Origin of the sequence: Arthrobacter sp. efr-133-TYG-104 (assembly GCF_030208915.1) — a bacterium.
Lineage (GTDB): Bacteria > Actinomycetota > Actinomycetes > Actinomycetales > Micrococcaceae > Arthrobacter.
In genome coordinates this window covers 95,639-111,645 of the sequence record NZ_JARVTA010000021.1, presented here as the reverse complement: position 1 = coordinate 111,645, position 16,007 = coordinate 95,639, and the positions used below count along the sequence as shown (strand labels likewise).

Annotated in this window: 14 protein-coding genes; 6 read left to right on the top strand and 8 right to left on the bottom strand. The window is 63.0% G+C overall.

All coding sequences use genetic code 11. The features are described 5' to 3' along the window. The first annotated feature begins 164 nt into the window (after positions 1–164). The 3 genes from QRN04_RS15025 (at position 165) to bsaP (ending at position 2,075) form a co-directional block, all read left to right on the top strand. Positions 165–308 carry a hypothetical protein gene (locus QRN04_RS15025; RefSeq protein ID WP_284976827.1) on the top strand — a complete coding sequence of 48 codons (144 nt, stop codon included), beginning with the start codon at positions 165–167 and terminating at the stop codon, positions 306–308. A gap of 514 nt (positions 309–822) precedes the next feature. Further along, on the top strand, positions 823–1,857 hold the full coding sequence (gene bioB, locus QRN04_RS15020) for a biotin synthase BioB (protein ID WP_284976826.1): 1,035 nt from the start codon (positions 823–825) through the stop codon (positions 1,855–1,857). Beyond that, the gene (bsaP, locus tag QRN04_RS18235; protein ID WP_502868806.1) at positions 1,854–2,075 is read left to right on the top strand and encodes a biotin synthase auxiliary protein BsaP; all 222 of its coding nucleotides are present in this window, start codon (positions 1,854–1,856) and stop codon (positions 2,073–2,075) included. The genes bioB and bsaP overlap by 4 nt, the downstream gene beginning before the upstream one ends. A 115-nt stretch (positions 2,076–2,190) precedes the next feature. Here the strand turns inward: bsaP and QRN04_RS15015 are convergent, their stop codons facing one another. Further along, on the bottom strand, positions 2,191–4,968 hold the full coding sequence (locus QRN04_RS15015) for an FG-GAP repeat domain-containing protein (RefSeq protein WP_284976825.1): 2,778 nt from the start codon (positions 4,966–4,968) through the stop codon (positions 2,191–2,193). A gap of 235 nt (positions 4,969–5,203) precedes the next feature. Between QRN04_RS15015 and QRN04_RS15010 the strand changes: the two genes are divergently transcribed. After that, positions 5,204–5,452 carry a hypothetical protein gene (locus QRN04_RS15010; protein ID WP_284976824.1) on the top strand — a complete coding sequence of 83 codons (249 nt, stop codon included), beginning with the start codon at positions 5,204–5,206 and terminating at the stop codon, positions 5,450–5,452. Positions 5,453–5,466: 14 nt separating this feature from the next. Here QRN04_RS15010 and QRN04_RS15005 read toward each other — a convergent pair whose 3' ends face one another. The 5 genes from QRN04_RS15005 to QRN04_RS14985 form a co-directional block, all read right to left on the bottom strand. After that, on the bottom strand, positions 5,467–5,754 hold the full coding sequence (locus QRN04_RS15005) for a MoaD/ThiS family protein (protein ID WP_284976823.1): 288 nt from the start codon (positions 5,752–5,754) through the stop codon (positions 5,467–5,469). 7 nt (positions 5,755–5,761) lie between these two features. Continuing rightward, the gene (locus QRN04_RS15000; protein ID WP_284976822.1) at positions 5,762–6,925 is read right to left on the bottom strand and encodes a WD40/YVTN/BNR-like repeat-containing protein; all 1,164 of its coding nucleotides are present in this window, start codon (positions 6,923–6,925) and stop codon (positions 5,762–5,764) included. 420 nt (positions 6,926–7,345) lie between these two features. Continuing rightward, a complete protein-coding gene (locus tag QRN04_RS14995) occupies positions 7,346–8,644 on the bottom strand; it encodes an LssY C-terminal domain-containing protein (protein ID WP_284976821.1) in 1,299 nt (432 codons plus the stop codon). Positions 8,645–8,714: 70 nt separating this feature from the next. Beyond that, positions 8,715–9,704, bottom strand: coding sequence for an NAD-dependent epimerase/dehydratase family protein (locus tag QRN04_RS14990; RefSeq protein WP_284976820.1), 990 nt, complete (start codon positions 9,702–9,704; stop codon positions 8,715–8,717). 94 nt (positions 9,705–9,798) lie between these two features. Continuing rightward, a complete protein-coding gene (locus QRN04_RS14985; protein WP_284976819.1) occupies positions 9,799–9,945 on the bottom strand; it encodes a lmo0937 family membrane protein in 147 nt (48 codons plus the stop codon). Between the two features lie 289 nt (positions 9,946–10,234). Between QRN04_RS14985 and treS the strand changes: the two genes are divergently transcribed. Beyond that, positions 10,235–12,487, top strand: coding sequence for a maltose alpha-D-glucosyltransferase (gene treS / locus QRN04_RS14980; protein WP_284976818.1), 2,253 nt, complete (start codon positions 10,235–10,237; stop codon positions 12,485–12,487). A gap of 57 nt (positions 12,488–12,544) precedes the next feature. On the opposite strand, the gene QRN04_RS14975 is transcribed toward treS, so the two are convergent. Further along, positions 12,545–13,792, bottom strand: a complete 1,248-nt coding sequence (locus tag QRN04_RS14975) for an FAD-dependent oxidoreductase (protein WP_284976817.1) — start codon at positions 13,790–13,792, stop codon at positions 12,545–12,547. Then, a complete protein-coding gene (locus tag QRN04_RS14970) occupies positions 13,785–15,077 on the bottom strand; it encodes an MFS transporter (protein WP_284976816.1) in 1,293 nt (430 codons plus the stop codon). The genes QRN04_RS14975 and QRN04_RS14970 overlap by 8 nt, the downstream gene beginning before the upstream one ends. A 48-nt stretch (positions 15,078–15,125) precedes the next feature. Between QRN04_RS14970 and QRN04_RS14965 the strand changes: the two genes are divergently transcribed. Next, positions 15,126–15,932 carry an IclR family transcriptional regulator gene (locus tag QRN04_RS14965; RefSeq protein WP_284976815.1) on the top strand — a complete coding sequence of 269 codons (807 nt, stop codon included), beginning with the start codon at positions 15,126–15,128 and terminating at the stop codon, positions 15,930–15,932. Positions 15,933–16,007: the final 75 nt, after the last annotated feature.

The window sequence follows — 16,007 nt, the reverse complement described above, 5'->3', positions numbered from 1 at the left end:
GTCACCTGAGAACGATGTCCCGACTCACGTGTGAACTATGTCGTGAAACTACACAATCTACGGGCACCGCAAACACCAACAGATTTGGGCTGGTACTCCTTCTCGTCTCTGCTATTTGGTTTACATTCCGTAAAGCCATAGCGCGATTTCAATACCAGACCATCATGACGACGTTCAACCGGAACCGACCCGAGCAGGATGAAGAGCAACGACAGGTCAAGGCTATGGAATCTCTTGGAACTGGCTTCAGCGTTTTGCTCTTCTCCACCGGGATCCTGTTGCTCGCGCTGAACTTGGTGTTTTCCTGACGCCGACCCTCTAACTGCCCGTCCAAGGAGCCTTATACGGACGCATGAAGGTGTTGCAAGAGTGACCTTGGGGCTAGGCCCTAAGAGGCTACTCCGCACTCAATAACTCTCAGAGTTGGAGCTGTCTTTGTTTGTCGAGCATTGCTCGCGCCCGTTACCGTCCACAACTGCCAACAGCCTCGCTGACCAATGATGGGACTCGGAATTCCCGAATGGTTGCGCCCGACGCGGCCGATGTGAAATTTTCATCCGTCAAGAAAAGGCGCAGGTGCCGAGCGGTGTGTGGTGACCGCAACGATCGTTGACGGTTCGAAAGGCTGATCAGAAGCCGCCCCGCTCAGCTGGTTGGCGTACACCGCTATTGGTGCCCGTGAATCCAGGCCTGCATGCTGAACAGCCCCTACCAAGGCGCTGGCGCCCCGTATTGTAGACATCCAACAAAATTCTTTCGTTGTCTAAAAACTATCGTCTGCTACGAGGCATTTCTGCCGCCGGCAAGCGCGAAGGACAATAAATGACGACTCAGGCAACAGTTGCAACAAGCGATGAAGCAAGCGACAAAATCTTGGTGGCCGCCCGCCAGCAGGTCCTTGAAAAAGGTATCGGCCTGACCCAAGAACAGCTTGAGGAGGTCCTCCGTCTGCCTGACACTGCCCTTCCCGCCGCCCTGCAACTGGCTCACGAAGTGCGTCTAAAGCACTGCGGTGAGGATGTCGAAGTCGAGGGCATCATCTCCATCAAGACCGGCGGCTGCCCCGAGGACTGTCATTTTTGCAGCCAGTCCGGCCTGTTCGACAGCCCTGTCCGCGGCGTCTGGCTGGACATCCCCGAACTGGTCAAGGCCGCCAAGGAAACCGCAGCCACCGGAGCCACCGAGTTTTGCATTGTTGCCGCCGTCCGTGGTCCCGATATCAAGCTCATGAACCAGATCAAGTTCGCAATCGACCGGATCAACGAGGAAGTGGACATCAATATCGCTTGCTCGCTAGGCATGCTCACGCAGCGGCAGGTGGACCAGCTGGCCAGCTGGGGCGTCCACCGCTACAACCACAACCTCGAAACTGCTCGCAGCTACTTCCCAAAAGTGGTCACCACCCACAGCTACGAGGAACGCCTCGAAACCTGCAACATGGTCAAGGAGGCCGGCATGGAACTGTGCTGCGGAGCCCTCATCGGCATGGGCGAGAGCTTGGAGCAGCGCGCCGAAATCGCCGCCCAGCTCGCGGCATTGGAACCGCACGAGGTTCCCTTGAACTTCCTCAACCCGCGCCCCGGAACCCCTCTCGAAAACCAGGGCATCATGGACGGCAAGGATGCACTCCGTGCCATCGCCGCGTTCCGTCTCGCCATGCCCCGAACCGTCCTGCGCTATGCCGGCGGACGCGAACTGACCCTCGGGGACCTTGGCACTCGCGAGGGCCTCCTCGGGGGCATCAACGCAGTCATCGTCGGCAACTACCTCACCACGCTTGGCCGGCCCGCCACCGCCGACCTCAACCTGCTGGTGGATTTGAACATGCCGATTAAGGAACTCCAGAAGACGCTATGAACGCGGTTTCGACAGACACCGCCGGGTTTTGCGGGCACTGCGGCGAGCCGTTCGACGGCGGCTCCGGCCCGGCGTCGGACGTTCACGGCCGCTGCGGCGAACGCCTGGCAATGGAGCCGCCGCGCTACTGCACCGCCTGCCGGCGGCGCATGAAAGTCCAGGTGACACCGACAGGATGGGCGGCGGAATGCTCACGTCACGGAGTGCTTGCATCATGACGGCACGCTAACGGGGCTGGGCTTGGGTGCCCCCTGTACGCGGAAAGCCCGGCATGCCTTCTGGCATACCGGGCTTTTCGGTGTTCTCAAGCTTGTTCTCAAGCTTGAGAACAAGCTACCGCGGCGCGAGCACCACCGGCTGAAAACGTCCGGATCCGTTCCCCGTGTAGAGGAGCAACGTACCGTCCCCGGCTACGCCCACCACCGACGGCGCTCCTGTGCCGGTGAACGCGTTTCCGAGGGCCGTGAAGGAGGTGAACATGTTCCACCCGGAGCCCAAGGAAACCTTAGGCAGGAAACCGCCCCTGCCATCACCGGGGTACAACCAGAGCGAGCCGTCCGTTCCGCGGGCCATGACGTCTTCCTTGCCATCGCCGTTGAAGTCGCCGCCCTGGACCACCGAGTTAAACATGTTCCAGCCCGTACCGATCTGACGCCAGGGTTGGAATCCTCCCGTGCCGTTGCCCGGGTAGAGCCACAGGCTGCCGTCCGGGGCACGGCCCACGATGTCGGCCTTGCCATCACCGGAAAAGTCGCCCGGAGCCAACAAGGCGGTGAAATTCTGCCAACCAGTGCCAATCTGCTTTCGCGCAAGGAAGTTACCCTTACCGTCGCTCGGGTACAGCCACAGGTTGCCCTGCGCGTCCCTCGCTGCGAGGTCGGGATGCCCGTCGCCGTCGAAGTCGCCCGTGCTCAGCACCGCCGTGAACATGTCCCAACCCGATCCGATCTGGAGTGGTGGCAGGAAGCTCCCGGACCCGTTGCCGCGATAGAGCCACAGGGCTCCGTCGGTGCCACGGGCCAGGACGTCCGCGACGCCGTCGCCGTTGAAGTCGCCAGCTTCCCAGACCTGCGCGTACTGGTTCCATCCTGTGCCGATGGGCAGCCGGTCCGCGAAACCGCTTCCGTTGCCTGGGTACAGTCGCATGGTTCCGGTCGAGGATGCTGTCAACACGTCGGTGACCTGGTCGCCGGTGAAGTCCTGGCCGCTCACGAGGTCGCCCACTCCGGCCCAACCACTGCCGACGCCGGCACGCGGCAAGAAACCACCCTTACCGTCGCCGGGGTAGACATAGAGGGTGCCGTCGGTGGCCGTGGCGAGCAAGCCCGCCGTGCCGCCGCCGAACGAACCGGCCGCGGCGAGGCTCTTGAAGACATCCCAGCCCTGACCGATCTGCGAGGCAGCCAGGAACCCACCGGTTCCATCGCCCGGATACAGCCAAAGAGTTCCGTCGACGGCGGAGGCCACCACATCGCTGTGGCCATCGCCGTTGAAGTCGCCCACCCCAACGATATTGGTGAAGCCTTGCCACCCGGATCCCACTTGGCGGGCGGCCAGGAAGCCGCCCTTGCCGTCACCTGGGTACAGCCAGAGAGCGCCGTTGCTGGCGCGGGCAAGAATGTCCGGGAATCCGTCGCCGTCGAAGTCGGACGTGCCGAACACTGCGTTGAAGATGCCCCATCCGGTGCCGATTTGGACGGGATCGGCGAGCCGGTTGCCGGGGAGCCCGGCAAAGAGCAGCAGCGATCCGTCGGTTTCACGGGAGATGACATCAGGGAGCTTGTCTCCGTTGAAGTCGCCTGCGGAGAACCGCATCCTGGCCTTCAATTTCGGGTCGGCGTTGATCGTGACGCTGGCTGACGTGGCGCTGACCGAGTTGATGGTCACCTGCGTGCCCGTGTAAGTGGTGAACGTGCTCCCGGCCTGCCACGTCTGGTTCTTCGCGTACCACTGTTCAGGGAAGGGCTTGGTGGATGGCATCAGGATCAACGACGACGCGATCGTGGCACCACCGCGCTGGGCAACTTTCACGCCCATATTCCCGGAAGGGCCATACCGGAGGTAGTCGTCATACCCGGCGGGCTCCCGGAGCTCCAGGTAGTAGACCTCCTTGCTGACGGGGTCCGTGAACTTAACGGCCCGCTGCGAGGCTGTCCCGCCCCAAGGCGTCAGGGTGTAGGTCTGCGAGCCCGTGGCAACACCGACGTCGCGAATTTCATCACCCCGGCCCAACCCGGCGTAGTCCCAAAAAGTGGAGCTGACCACGGGCTGCGCGTGCTGGGCTGCCCCCATAAGGTCGGTGGTGTCTCCGTATTCACGGATGTAGCACGAAGGATCCGTGAACTGTCCGTTGCTGTCCGTGCCGACGTCCGGGGCTCCGCTTCCACACTGGAGGGCGTCAGCGTGCATGAGGCCAATGACGTGGCCGAATTCGTGGGACATCACGTTGTTGCTGAACTTGCTGATCTGCGGCAGCAAAACCCGCCCGCTGTAGCTGCCGCTGCTGTAGCCGGCGCCGAGCGCACCACCCGAAAGCGATGATGTGGGGATGATGATGACCATGGCCGAGTACGGGCTGGAGGACCAGGAAAGTTCACTGGAAATCGTGGAGATGATGGTCCCGTAGCTATCCGTGGACCTGGCCTTGGATTGGAATTCCGGAACTTCACTGGTGACGGTCATGGACAGCCGGTTGTTCGTCATGGCCTGCCAGTAACCACTGGTGGAAGCAACCACCTTTTCGGCATCGGGCATGGAGACCGGGTTGGTGTTGTCCGCAAGTTTCGCAGTCACCAGGCGGATGCTGATGACGCCGTTGGGGCCAGCTGCTGCGCCGCCTTGGCCCAAGGGGGCAGCGCTTGGCCCCGACGGGGCAGCGCTGCTGAGCGGAGCAGACTTCATGGGGGACGTCTGCTGCTGCAGCGGTTGGGCCTGCCCGAGCGGGGTTTCGAAAACATGCTCGGAGTGGGGCGTGCCCGGGAAGAATTTAACATTGGGATTGGTCGGGCCCGGCAAAGGAACGGCAGTTGCCGGGGCCTGGACAAATAGAAGGCCTGCGGCAAAGACCGCCAGGCCTGCGGAGAGCGCGGTTGATCGCCGCAAAAGATCCATCGGATCTCCTCTGGGACGGAGTCAGCGGTTCCTGTGAGTCTCAAGAACCGAGATCAGGGTACAACCGCTGCTGCCGGTCCGGGGGTAAGCGCGCGGGCCAGCCTGCCGGCGTCGTAATCCCGGCATCGCGGAAAGCTAACTAGACCCTAACCCAGCGGAAATACGGCGGCAACAATGCCGCGCCACACTGGAATTGCCCGCAAGTGCGGGCGCCGGCTCCAGCCAGGAGGACCTCATGCTGAAGGAAGTCACTACCCAAAAAACACGCATACGCGCTATCAGCCAATTGCACCGCGGTGACGAAATCGAAGCCCGCCTATCGGTGGGTCCGGCCTACGATGACGTGGTGGTCCGCCGCGGACGTGTTCAGGAAACGGCCCCGGGAATCGGGGTCATCTGGATCATGGACCATGCTTCCGGGATGCGGAAGGCCATCAATACCGATGAATGCAGCGTGTGGCGGGTCAACAACAGCGCGGCCTGACAGACTGCCCCAGCTCAGCCTCCGGCCACGGACTGCATGATCAGGATCTCTTGGCCAGGATGCACCTCAGTACCAAGGCCCTTCAACCGCCGGACTTCATCTCCGTTCACGTATATATTCACGTAACGGCGTAGCGCGCCGGTCTCATCACGCAAGCGCCTGGCCAGCACCGGGTAATCCCCGGTCACCGAATCCAGCAACGCCCCAACAGTTACCACGCCATCGGCGGACGCAGTCAGGTAGGACTGTCCGCCGACGAGCGGTTGCAGCACCCCGGGCAACAGGACCGTGAAGTCAGCCACGACCCCGCTACCCCGGTACCGGAGCGGCGGCCCGGGTTTCTGCACCATCCACAGCGGAACCGCTGCGGTCTCCAACCACGACGGCGGCGCGGACGCACAGCACGTCCGGCAAGTGTGCTGCGACTTCAGTAAAGGTCTCACCCTCGTCCGCGCTTGCATAGACAGCCCCGCCGCGGGTGCCGAAGTAGACGCCGACGGGCTCGGCGGTATCCACGGCTGCGGCATCCCTGAGAACCGCGTTGTACTCGCGCTCAGGAAGGCCTGTCCGGAGCTCTTTCCACGTGCTGCCGGCGTCGTCCGTCCGGTGGACGGCCAGGACTCCACCCGGCGGTATGCGTTCACCGTCGGCCTTCAGCGGGATGACCCAGGCGGTGCCCTCCCTGCGGGGGTGGGTCAGCATGACGAAACCGAAATCGGCAGGCAGCCCTTCCGCGATGGAATCCCAGTTCTCGCCGTTGTCATCGGTCCGGTACACGCCGTGATGGTTCTGTGCGTACAAACGACCCTCGACGGCGGCATCTGCGGCGATCTTGTGGACGCACTGGCCGAACTCGGGTTGCGGATCAGGCATGAAGTAGGCCGAGATGCCTTTGTTGCGCGGCTCCCAGGAGGCGCCGCCGTCGAGCGATCGGTACACGCCACCGGTACTCATGGCAATGTGGACGTTTTCACCGGAAGGGCTCACCACGATCGAGTGCGCAGCGGCACCACCGTAGCCGGCGCCCCAGTCGCTGCGGTGGGGGTGGTCCCACAGTCCCCGGTTCAACTCGAAGTGCTCGCCGCCGTCGGTCGATTTCCACACGGAGATTGGCTCACAGCCAGCCCAGACAACGCCAGGCCGGGACTCCGCATCGGGGTAGATCTGCCATATGCGTTCCAGTGCGGCGTCGGTGCCCTCTGGAAAGGTGATGGCGCCGTGCTCCGGTTCAGTCCAGGAGGCGCCCAGGTCATCCGAATGGGCGACGGTAGGCCCCCAGTGCTCGGACCGAACGCCCACCATGATCCGGGTTTTGCCTTCCCGCGTGTCGATACCGATGCTGGGAATCTCGCTCATCAGGAAGTGCGGGCCGGAGAGGGACCAGTCTTTGCGGTCCGGGCTCGTTGCAAGCCATAGGCCTTTCTTGGTCCCGATCGCGAGGACATAACTCTCAGGGGTAGCCATGAACCCCATGGAACCATCTGCGCGGGGCTCTGGCAACGGTTACGGACATAGGGAAAGCCCCTCAGGAGGGGCTTTCGACGGATATGGACGGTGTTGCTTGGATTGGTCAGCGGTGATGCGCTCCTCCTCTCCGGGCTACATGGCCCATGCCGTTTCGGTAGCAAGACTTTAATACGATCAGGGAAAATTATTCAACCCCGGGCACCGCCGGAAACGCCGCGGGAAACTAAAGCGAAAGTAGTAATTCGAGGTGGTGGCAATGCAGTCCGGGGGCCCGTAGAGTGGTTACTGCAGGACCGCGAAAGCGCCTGCTCAAAGGCTGCTCCGGAGTGCGTATCCCCCAATAACGCACTCCGGAGCTTTTTGGTTTAAGCGTTGGTATCGGGACGTTCTGCCCGCCGGTCCAGCCGGGGCGTTGCGAAGAGCAGGTCAGGACGCCACCCGTCGGGAAACCACCGACGCCGGAACAGCCGGGACGCGCTGGCGTTTCGCGAAAATCCTGGCTCTTTGGCTGGATAGGGCCAGAAGCACGAGGATGTCCGTGGCCAGGCCGGCCAAGCCCGCTTCCAGGGAGATATGCATGGTGCCCGTGGAGTAGTCAACAGCCTGCAGCAGGATCGAAGCGGAGCTCAGGGTCATTGCAATGACCCGGGCACCGTTGCTGCCCAAAAAGACGCGCCATGCCAGGAACACCTCCCCTAGTCCGAAGAGGAGGACCACAGCGACGACGACGGCGAGAGCCGCCGTCGTCATTCCCGGGTCGGTGAGGTTATCAAAGGTGACGTCGCTCCCTGTCAGTAGGGCCATGACCAGTCCGAAGGCCGCTATGGCCCTGCCGGCGACCAGCGCGGCTCCCATCATGGTGGGTGCGGGGCGCCTGTCGCGGCTGTCGGTGGCGCTTGGTGCCTGCCCTGTGGAAATCGGGACGCGTCGGGCGTCGATGATGGGCAGGTCTCCGTCCGTGGAGATCGAGTCGCCGCCTCCGTTGCGGGAGTGGTAGCCGGTGGAGAAGTCCTCAATGACCTGAACCAGTACCTCCGCGTTGGCTTGGGAGACGGTGCGGACGATGTGGTCCCGTTCCACGTCCGTGTTTTGCTCGATCTTGTGCGTGATCTGGAGCGTGAAAAGGGAGAATCCAACGCTGCGATCGTACGTCCCGGCGGCGAGCCAATCAACTTTGTGGCCGCCGGGCAGTAGCCACCCGTCCGGGCAGCGCCAGAAACGCACGTGGTGTCGCTTACCCGGGGTGTTGTTGACCTCTTGCTGGTACGCGAAGTCCTGCTGACGGTCAAAGAGGTACAGGGGGCTGACGGGTGCCTCAGTGTAGCTTCGACGCAGGATAGTGGAACTGACGATGCGTCCGCTGCTGGCCAGCGTAACGTCGTCGGCTTTGGTCCAGCCTGCGGAGCCCATGATCGTGTGGATTTGCGGTTCGGTCCCCAGGAGCGCCACATTGACGGGGTCGCCCAACAGTCCGTCGCTGGTGCGCGCACGGCCGATGAAGTAGCCAGGGACATAGATGCCGGTCAGGATCCGGTGTAGCCGTGGCAGCAGCAAGTAGGCCAGGAATGCCCAGAACACGAAGGAAAACCACAACCGGCCCCAGCCAAGGTGGAAGCTCTCGCCAACCAGGAGGAACGCCAACCACACAGAAGCCGCGCCGCCAAGGACAAAGAATCCATGGTCCAGCCAGCTGTCCGTAACGTCCCGGCTCGGCGCTTTGTACATGAAACCCCCTTTGCTTTCTTCAAGCTTCGGGGTTTGGGTGTTTGTTGTACATGGCGCTGCCCAGAGCGGCTTAAGGGGCGGCCTTCCCACCCAGCGGGTTTGCTACCTCGAGCTTGCTGTTATCGATGAGCCAACGCACAGATTCGTGCACTGCTTCTTCCGGCTGGTACCGGGGCTCATACCCAAGGAGGGTCTTGGCTTTCTCAATGGTCAAATAATGGTTGCGGGACAGATGGGCCCAGCTGGAATCGGCGAATTCGGGCGTGGTCTGTTCGCGGAATTCGTCCCAGCTGACAGGCACAAGTTGTGGGGTTTGGCCGAACCATGAGGCCGCCATCCCGACGTAACCGCGAACGGTGAGTGCTGTGGGGGCGACGATGTTGAAGTCCTCCCCAGCTGCTGCCTCCGGTTTCCCGATCGCTTTCTCGAAAGCCTGCGCGACGTCGTCGGCGTGCACGTGGTGCATGAGTTCCACACCGCTGCCGGGCACCTGCAGCGGTGACCCGGCGGAGATCGTCAGCCAGACTGAGGGGTCCAGGTTTCCCAAGGGTCCGATCGGTTGCCATCCCGGCCCCACGATATGGCCAGGATGCAGCGACGTGGTGGCAAGTCCCCCGGACGCCGTTTCTTGCTTGAGCATTTGCGCGATGGCGCGCTTCTGGATGCCGTATTCGTCATGCGGCTCAGCTGCGGAATCGGCCGCTTCTGCGATGGGCAGCTTGAGGCTTGCGCCGTAGCGCCAGATGGACCCGCAGTGGAGGAGGTGTCCCACCTCGTCCCGGAGGCGGTTGACCAGCATGGTTGCCGATTGCAGCGTAAAACACACGAGGTCGACCACGACGTCGGGCTGCAACTCCGCGACACAGTCGCCGAAGGTGCCGTCCCGGTCCTCTTGGGCGCGGTCGAGCGTGACGTGGCGAACTTGCCGCCACTCGGGAGAGTCCGTATAGGGGGTGGTGCTACCGCGGCTGAGGTTGGTGACCTCGTGACCGGCACGTACAAGCCGGGGGACGAGGAACGATCCAATGTGTCCGCTTCCGCCGACCACGACGATTTTCATGGGTTGCGATCTCCCGGGGGATGGGCGGCGTGGCCGGAGACGGGCTGGCCAATCCGTAGTGAAATGGCCAGCCCGTCCGTCATTGGCTCAAGACCTAGACGCGGGACCTACCACGGACAAAGTGGACGATCAGCACGATCACGGCGATAACCAAGAGGATGTGAATGAGTCCGCCACCAATGTTGGCGAGCAGTCCGAGCAGCCAAAGAACGGCGATGATGATGGCTATCCAAAGCAACATGTGAGTCTCCTTATTATCGTGGCGTTGACGAAAATGCGTCTTCGCTCCCTACATATTCACAGAAGCTACACAAAAGGCAAGCATCCTTAGCAACGTTTTTTCTCCCGATTCATGGATTCTGGGCTCACCACGGGTACGCGAACCACCGCCGATCCTTCTCCCCGGGTTCGACAAACCGGCAGTCGCGCCGACTAGCATGAATAGTCCGGGCCAGCCCGGGTACGTGACCTCTTGAACGACCCCTCGGACGGTCGGCGTTGACGCGGCGACCACTTAAAGGAGAAAAGCTGTGCGGGAGCCTGTAGTCAACGAGAACGTGTCAGAGACAAGCGCGGATCCACAAGAGGCGCCAGAGGAAACGGCTACCGAACCAGCAGAGATCACCTTCGACGAGCAGTTCTACCCTGCCCGGCCCAAAGCGCTAAGACCCATTGCCCGACGTCGGCAGTTTTTTGCCGCTCGACCGTCACTTGAGTTTGACGGGCTGAACTCCACCTACGTGGACTGGCTCCGCAATCAGTCAATGCTCGGAGACGCCAACACCATGGCCCGGCAGCTATCCGGGCAAGCAAGCATGTGGCAGAACTCGTACGCCCGCCCGAATCCAAGGGCGGCTGTGGAGCGTGCGCCCGTCTGGTTTACTGCTTATCCCCTGTCCTTCATCACACAGCAAGGGCAGTCCTTCCTCTCGGCGTTGGGCGATCCGGAACTCTGGCAGGCTTTCCGTGAAATCGGCATCCGCGGGTTGCACACCGGGCCGGTGAAGTTGGCAGGCGGCATCCGGGGCTGGGCCCAAACGCCCAGTGTGGACGGCCACTTCGACCGGATCAGCATGGCCATTGACCCTGCCTTCGGCACCGAAGAAGAATTCCGGCAGATGTGCGAGGTCGCTGCCGACCACGGCGGAACGGTGATCGACGACATCGTTCCCGGGCACACCGGAAAGGGCGCCGACTTCCGCCTGGCCGAAATGAACTTCCGCGATTACCCCGGCATCTACCACATGGTGGACATCCCGGAAGAGGACTGGCACCTCCTGCCCGAAGTTCCGGAAGGACAGGATTCAGTCAACATCAGCCCCGCTGCCGAGAAATCCCTGCAGCAGGCGGGCTACATCATCGGGCGCTTGCAGCGGGTGATCTTCTACGAACCCGGCGTGAAGGAAACCAACTGGAGCGCCACCCGGGCGATCATGGACACCACCGGCAAGAAGCGCCGCTGGGTCTACCTGCACTACTTCAAGTCCGGCCAACCGTCCATCAACTGGCTGGATCCAACCTTCGCAGGGATGCGCCTGGTGGTTGGCGATGCACTGCACTCGCTGCTTGATTTGGGAACAGGTGCGTTGCGCCTCGATGCCAACGGGTTCCTCGGCGTCGAGAAGAGCGCGGAAGAGGAGCCGGGCTGGTCCGAAGGCCACCCCTTGTCCGAGGCAGCCAACCAGCTCATCGGCTCCATGATCCGCAAGGTTGGCGGATTCTCCTTCCAGGAGTTGAACCTGACCATCGACGACATCAAAACGCAGTCCGAATCCGGTCCGGATCTCTCCTACGATTTCATCACCCGGCCCGCGTACCACTACGCCTTGGTGACCGGCGATACCGAGTTCCTGCGCCTGACCCTGAAGCTCGCCATGGACATCGGCGTGGATCAGGCATCGCTGGTCCACGCGCTCCAAAACCATGACGAACTCACCTACGAACTCCTTCATTTTGCCGCCGGCCACCGCGACGACGTGTTCGAGCTTGGCGGGGAGGAACTGACGGGCGCCGAGGTAGCCGAGAAGGTCCAAGAGACGCTGCGCGAACGCCTCACTGGTGAAAACGGCCCGTACAACGCGCTGTTCACCACCAACGGCATCGCCTGCACGACGGTCAGTTTCATCATGGCGGCATTGGGGGTCAAGGACCCTGATGCCATCACCGCGGAGCAGGAAACCCAGGTGCTGGACGCCCATGTGCTGCTGTCCATGTACAACGCACTGCAGCCGGGCGTTTTTGCGCTCTCAGGATGGGACCTCACGGGGATCACGGCCCTTGACCGCGAAACCGTCAAGGAGCTCACCTCCCAAGGCGACACCCGTTGGATCAACCGTGGAGCGCATGACCTGATGGGCACCAGCCCGGACGCTAAAACCTCCCTTGCGGGAATGCCGCGTGCGCGCAGTTTGTACGGACCGCTGCCCGAGCAACTCAAGGATCCGGCTTCCTATGCCCGGCGGTTGCAGCAAATCCTCACGGTCCGGGAGGAGTCCGGGATCGCAACCAGCACCCTCTTGGACGTGCCGGAGGTTTCCAACCGGGGCTTGCTGGTGATGGTCAACCAGCTTGCCGACGGCGCCCTGCAGGTAACGGTACTGAACTTCTCAGACCAGGACATCGCCGGCAGCATCCAGTCATCGCACCTTGTTCCCGGCGCCGGAGTGCACGACCTCTTCAGCGGGGAAAACGTAGGCCAGGTAGACGATCTCTGCAGCTTCTTCCTCGAATTGCGCGCTTTCCAAGGGACCGCGCTGCTGCTGAAGGACGAGCCCACCGAGTAGCGGGCCCGCTACCACGCCAGCCACCCGCCGTCGAACGTCTCCTTCGTGATGCGCTGTTTAGGCCTCAACGAGGCTGGTGCCGGCCGGCAGTTCGGCCGGCACACCGGGCTCGTTGCGGCCGTAGAGCCAGTCGTTGTACTGGAAGTTGTTATCGCTACGGCTCTTGAACAGCATGTTCCGCAGGACGCGTGCCACGCCGTCGACGTGCCAGGACTCTCCCCAAATCCGCGCGGTCCGCTGGACCCGTGCGGTGCGGGAGGCGCGTGTGCCGTTGAACTGCCGGAACGCAGCCTCCCATGCGTCGGGGTTCACGCCTTGGTCGGTAAAGACCAGGCCGCGGGTGGCGTCCTGGAGAACTGCTGCGTCTTCCAGGGCCTGGCATGCACCCTGGGCCAGGTACTGCAGCATCGGGTGGGCGGCATCGCCAATGAGCGCCATCCGGCCGGAAACCCAGCTATCGATGGGATTGCGGTCGTACATGGGCCAGCGGATGCCCGTGGCCAGGTTCTTCAGGGCTTCCTGAACAGCGGGGATGCAGTCCTTGTAGGCTGCCTGGAGCTCGTCCACGCCACCGTATTGCTCTTCGCCGCGTTCAAACGAAGGGGACTTGAACACCGCCACGGTGTTGAGCAGTTGCCCTTTTCGCAGCGGGTACTGGACCAGGTGGCAGTTCGGGCCGAGGTAGACGATCACGTCTTCCAGGTCCGCTGCGGGAGTTTCCGGTGTGATCGGCACGGTGCCGCGGTATGCCACGTAGGCCGAGTTCACCGGACCATCATTCGAAACGGTACCGCGAAGGGTGGATTTCAGCCCGTCTGCGGCCAAGACGGCGTCGGCTTCAAACACATCGCCCTTGGCGGTGTAAGCGCGGGCCCGGTCGCCGTCGGTCTCCACTTTCTGCACCAGGACGTCGTTCACCAAGGTGACGCCGGCGGCCTGGCAGGCCTCAAGCAGGATTCGGTGCAGGTCGCTACGGTGGATGACCACGTAGGGGGCGCCGTAGCGTTCCTCGAATTCACCGCCCAAGGTCTGGCGGGTCAGTTCCTCACCGGTGATAGCGTCACAGAACACCAGGTGCTTGGGCTGGACACCGATTTCCAACGCCTTCTCCAGCAGGCCCCAGCGCTTGAGGACGCGGGAGGCGTTGGGGGCCATTTGCAGTCCTGCACCCACTTCGCCGAAGGCGGGCGCAACTTCGACCAGCGTGACGTCGGCACCGTTTTCGCGGAGCGCCAGCGCTCCGGCAAGCCCGGCCATCCCGCCGCCCACTACCAGGACATCGGTGGACGCTTTGAGGTTAGACATTGGAAACTCCTACTGCTGTTGATTTCTTGATTTTGGTACCGACGGCTGCGAGCAGAACTGCCGCCGCGGCGGCTGCTCCGGCAAAAGCCAGGAAGTTTGAGTTGACGCCCAGACCCGCGGCGAGCAGAAGCCCGCCGGCCTGCGGTGCGGCCACCGCCCCAAGCCGGCCGACACCGAGCGCCCAGCCAAGCGCCGTACCGCGGAGGTGTGCCGGATAGTGGCTGGCCACGGCGGCGATGATCAGACACTGCGTGCCGTGCGTGCCCACCCCTGCGAGCACCAACATGACGTAGACGACGGCGACCGGTGGCCCGGTCACCAGCACCAGCAGTCCAATCATTGCTACGCCCGCTGCCGCGACGGCTGTGGGGATGGGCCCGAACCTGGTACCGGCCCACGCGGTGAGCACTGAGCCCGCCACTGCGCCCAAATTGAGCGCCAGCGCGAATGTCAGGGCTGATCCCAGGTTGTACCCGGCCAGCTGCATGAGGTTGGGCAACCAGGTTCCCAGCCCGTACCAAGCGAAGAGGGTCACCAGGGTGCTGATGGCGAACAGCAGGCTGATGCCCAGATGGGGCGCCCGAAGGAGGGACCGGAATCCCACATCTTCCTTCGCGGTCCCGCCCTTGGCCGCCGTCCCGCCCTTGCCGGGCGCCAGCGTCTCCGGAAGGTATCGGATACCCAGTGGGATGACCACCACCAGGGCGACGACGGCGATTACGAACATCACGGGCCAACCGAAGGCCGGAATGAGCGGGATACCAATGAGGGCGGCGATGGAGCCACCGATGGGAACACCGGACATCATGAGCGTGGCGATGGTGGACCGCCATTTTTCCGGAACGAGCTCGGCTACGAGGGCGTTGGCCGAGGGCACCAGGCCGCCCAAGCCGATGCCCGCCAGCAGCCGTAGGCCGCCGAAGACCGCGGCATTCGGAGCGAAGGCACAAAGAATGGTGAAGGCGGAAAAGATCGCGGCGCAGCCGATGATGGTCCGGCGGCGGCCCCAGGTATCGGCTATCCGGCCGGCAAAGACGGCGCCGACCATCATTCCAACAAAGGCCATGGAGCCGATGGTTCCGGCCGTAGCCTTGGTCAGGCCCCACCCGGTGTCACTGATGAGCGAGCCCTGTACCGTGCCGTAGACGATCAGGTCATAGCCGTCGAAAACGACCAGCAGCCAGCACACCAGGACGGCAAGCACGGTACGCCGGGGAAACGTGGAACGGCCTTCGCCCAGCGGGGCGGCTCGCTGCGGCACTGCAGCGGAAGTTGTGTGATTCATGCCACCACTCTGCTGGCACTCGTACCGCGGCGAACATAAGATTCTGTCATGCAGAATCTTCCCGCCCGTCGAAAGCCCACCTACTCCATTGAAGCGGTGGACAACGCCCTGCAGCTCCTGCAGCTGCTGCGGGACGTGGGCAGCCTGCGCCTCAAGGACGCCGCGGCGGAACTGGGCGTGGCTCCCTCCACGGCACACCGGCTCCTGGCCATGCTGGTGTACCGGGGCTTCGCGGTCCAAGACGAGACGCGCCGCTATGTTCCGGGCCCGGCGATGGGGGCTGGTCCCGCCGGCCTCAGCTGGACGCGGCAACTGCGGGACATCTCCCGGCCACACATGGAGCTGCTGTGCGCACGCACCAATGAGACGGTCAACCTCATGATCCGGGTGGGCACTAAGGTGCGCTTCCTGGACACCGTGGAAAGCACCAACATCCTCCGTGTCGGCGACCGTCAGGGCACCCTCTTGCCGGCACACAAGGCTTCGGGCGGAAAAGCTATCCTGGCGGAGCTGGATCCCGCAGTGCTGGAGCAGCTGTTCCGAAGCCCTAACGCGCAGCTCGCCGGGGACTTCGTTTCCGACGCCGAGTACCCGGCTTTCCTGCGCGAGCTTGAGTCGGTCCGCGCCAACGGCTTCGCCGCGAACTTCGAGGGCACGGAGGAGGGCATCAGCGCCTTCGGGATGGCTTTGCATAACGGTCAGGGCGTTTTGGTGGGCGCGTTGAGCGTGGCCACTCCGGTGGCGAGGTTTCGGCCGCTGTTCGACGCCGGCCTGGTGGGAGTCATGATGGAAACCCGGCGCCAGCTGGAGATGGACATTGCTGCCAACCCGGTGGATGGTTCGGCAGGAAGCTAAGCTCCCGCTTATGGCTGGTTCAGCTACAAAATTCTGCCAGTCAGAATATCTTGGATATCACAGCGCCGCACTCCT

Bases quoted from the DNA above. Each gene is read 5' to 3' on its own strand.
- QRN04_RS15025 (WP_284976827.1), top strand. From the start codon at position 165: ATGACGACGTTCAACCGGAACCGACCCGAGCAGGATGAAGAGCAACGA.
- bioB (WP_284976826.1), top strand. From the start codon at position 823: ATGACGACTCAGGCAACAGTTGCAACAAGCGATGAAGCAAGCGACAAA.
- bsaP (WP_502868806.1), top strand. From the start codon at position 1,854: ATGAACGCGGTTTCGACAGACACCGCCGGGTTTTGCGGGCACTGCGGC.
- QRN04_RS15015 (WP_284976825.1), bottom strand. From the start codon at position 4,968: ATGGATCTTTTGCGGCGATCAACCGCGCTCTCCGCAGGCCTGGCGGTC.
- QRN04_RS15010 (WP_284976824.1), top strand. From the start codon at position 5,204: ATGCTGAAGGAAGTCACTACCCAAAAAACACGCATACGCGCTATCAGC.
- QRN04_RS15000 (WP_284976822.1), bottom strand. From the start codon at position 6,925: ATGGGGTTCATGGCTACCCCTGAGAGTTATGTCCTCGCGATCGGGACC.
- QRN04_RS14995 (WP_284976821.1), bottom strand. From the start codon at position 8,644: ATGTACAAAGCGCCGAGCCGGGACGTTACGGACAGCTGGCTGGACCAT.
- QRN04_RS14990 (WP_284976820.1), bottom strand. From the start codon at position 9,704: ATGAAAATCGTCGTGGTCGGCGGAAGCGGACACATTGGATCGTTCCTC.
- QRN04_RS14985 (WP_284976819.1), bottom strand. From the start codon at position 9,945: ATGTTGCTTTGGATAGCCATCATCATCGCCGTTCTTTGGCTGCTCGGA.
- QRN04_RS14975 (WP_284976817.1), bottom strand. From the start codon at position 13,792: ATGTCTAACCTCAAAGCGTCCACCGATGTCCTGGTAGTGGGCGGCGGG.
- QRN04_RS14970 (WP_284976816.1), bottom strand. From the start codon at position 15,077: ATGAATCACACAACTTCCGCTGCAGTGCCGCAGCGAGCCGCCCCGCTG.
- QRN04_RS14965 (WP_284976815.1), top strand. From the start codon at position 15,126: ATGCAGAATCTTCCCGCCCGTCGAAAGCCCACCTACTCCATTGAAGCG.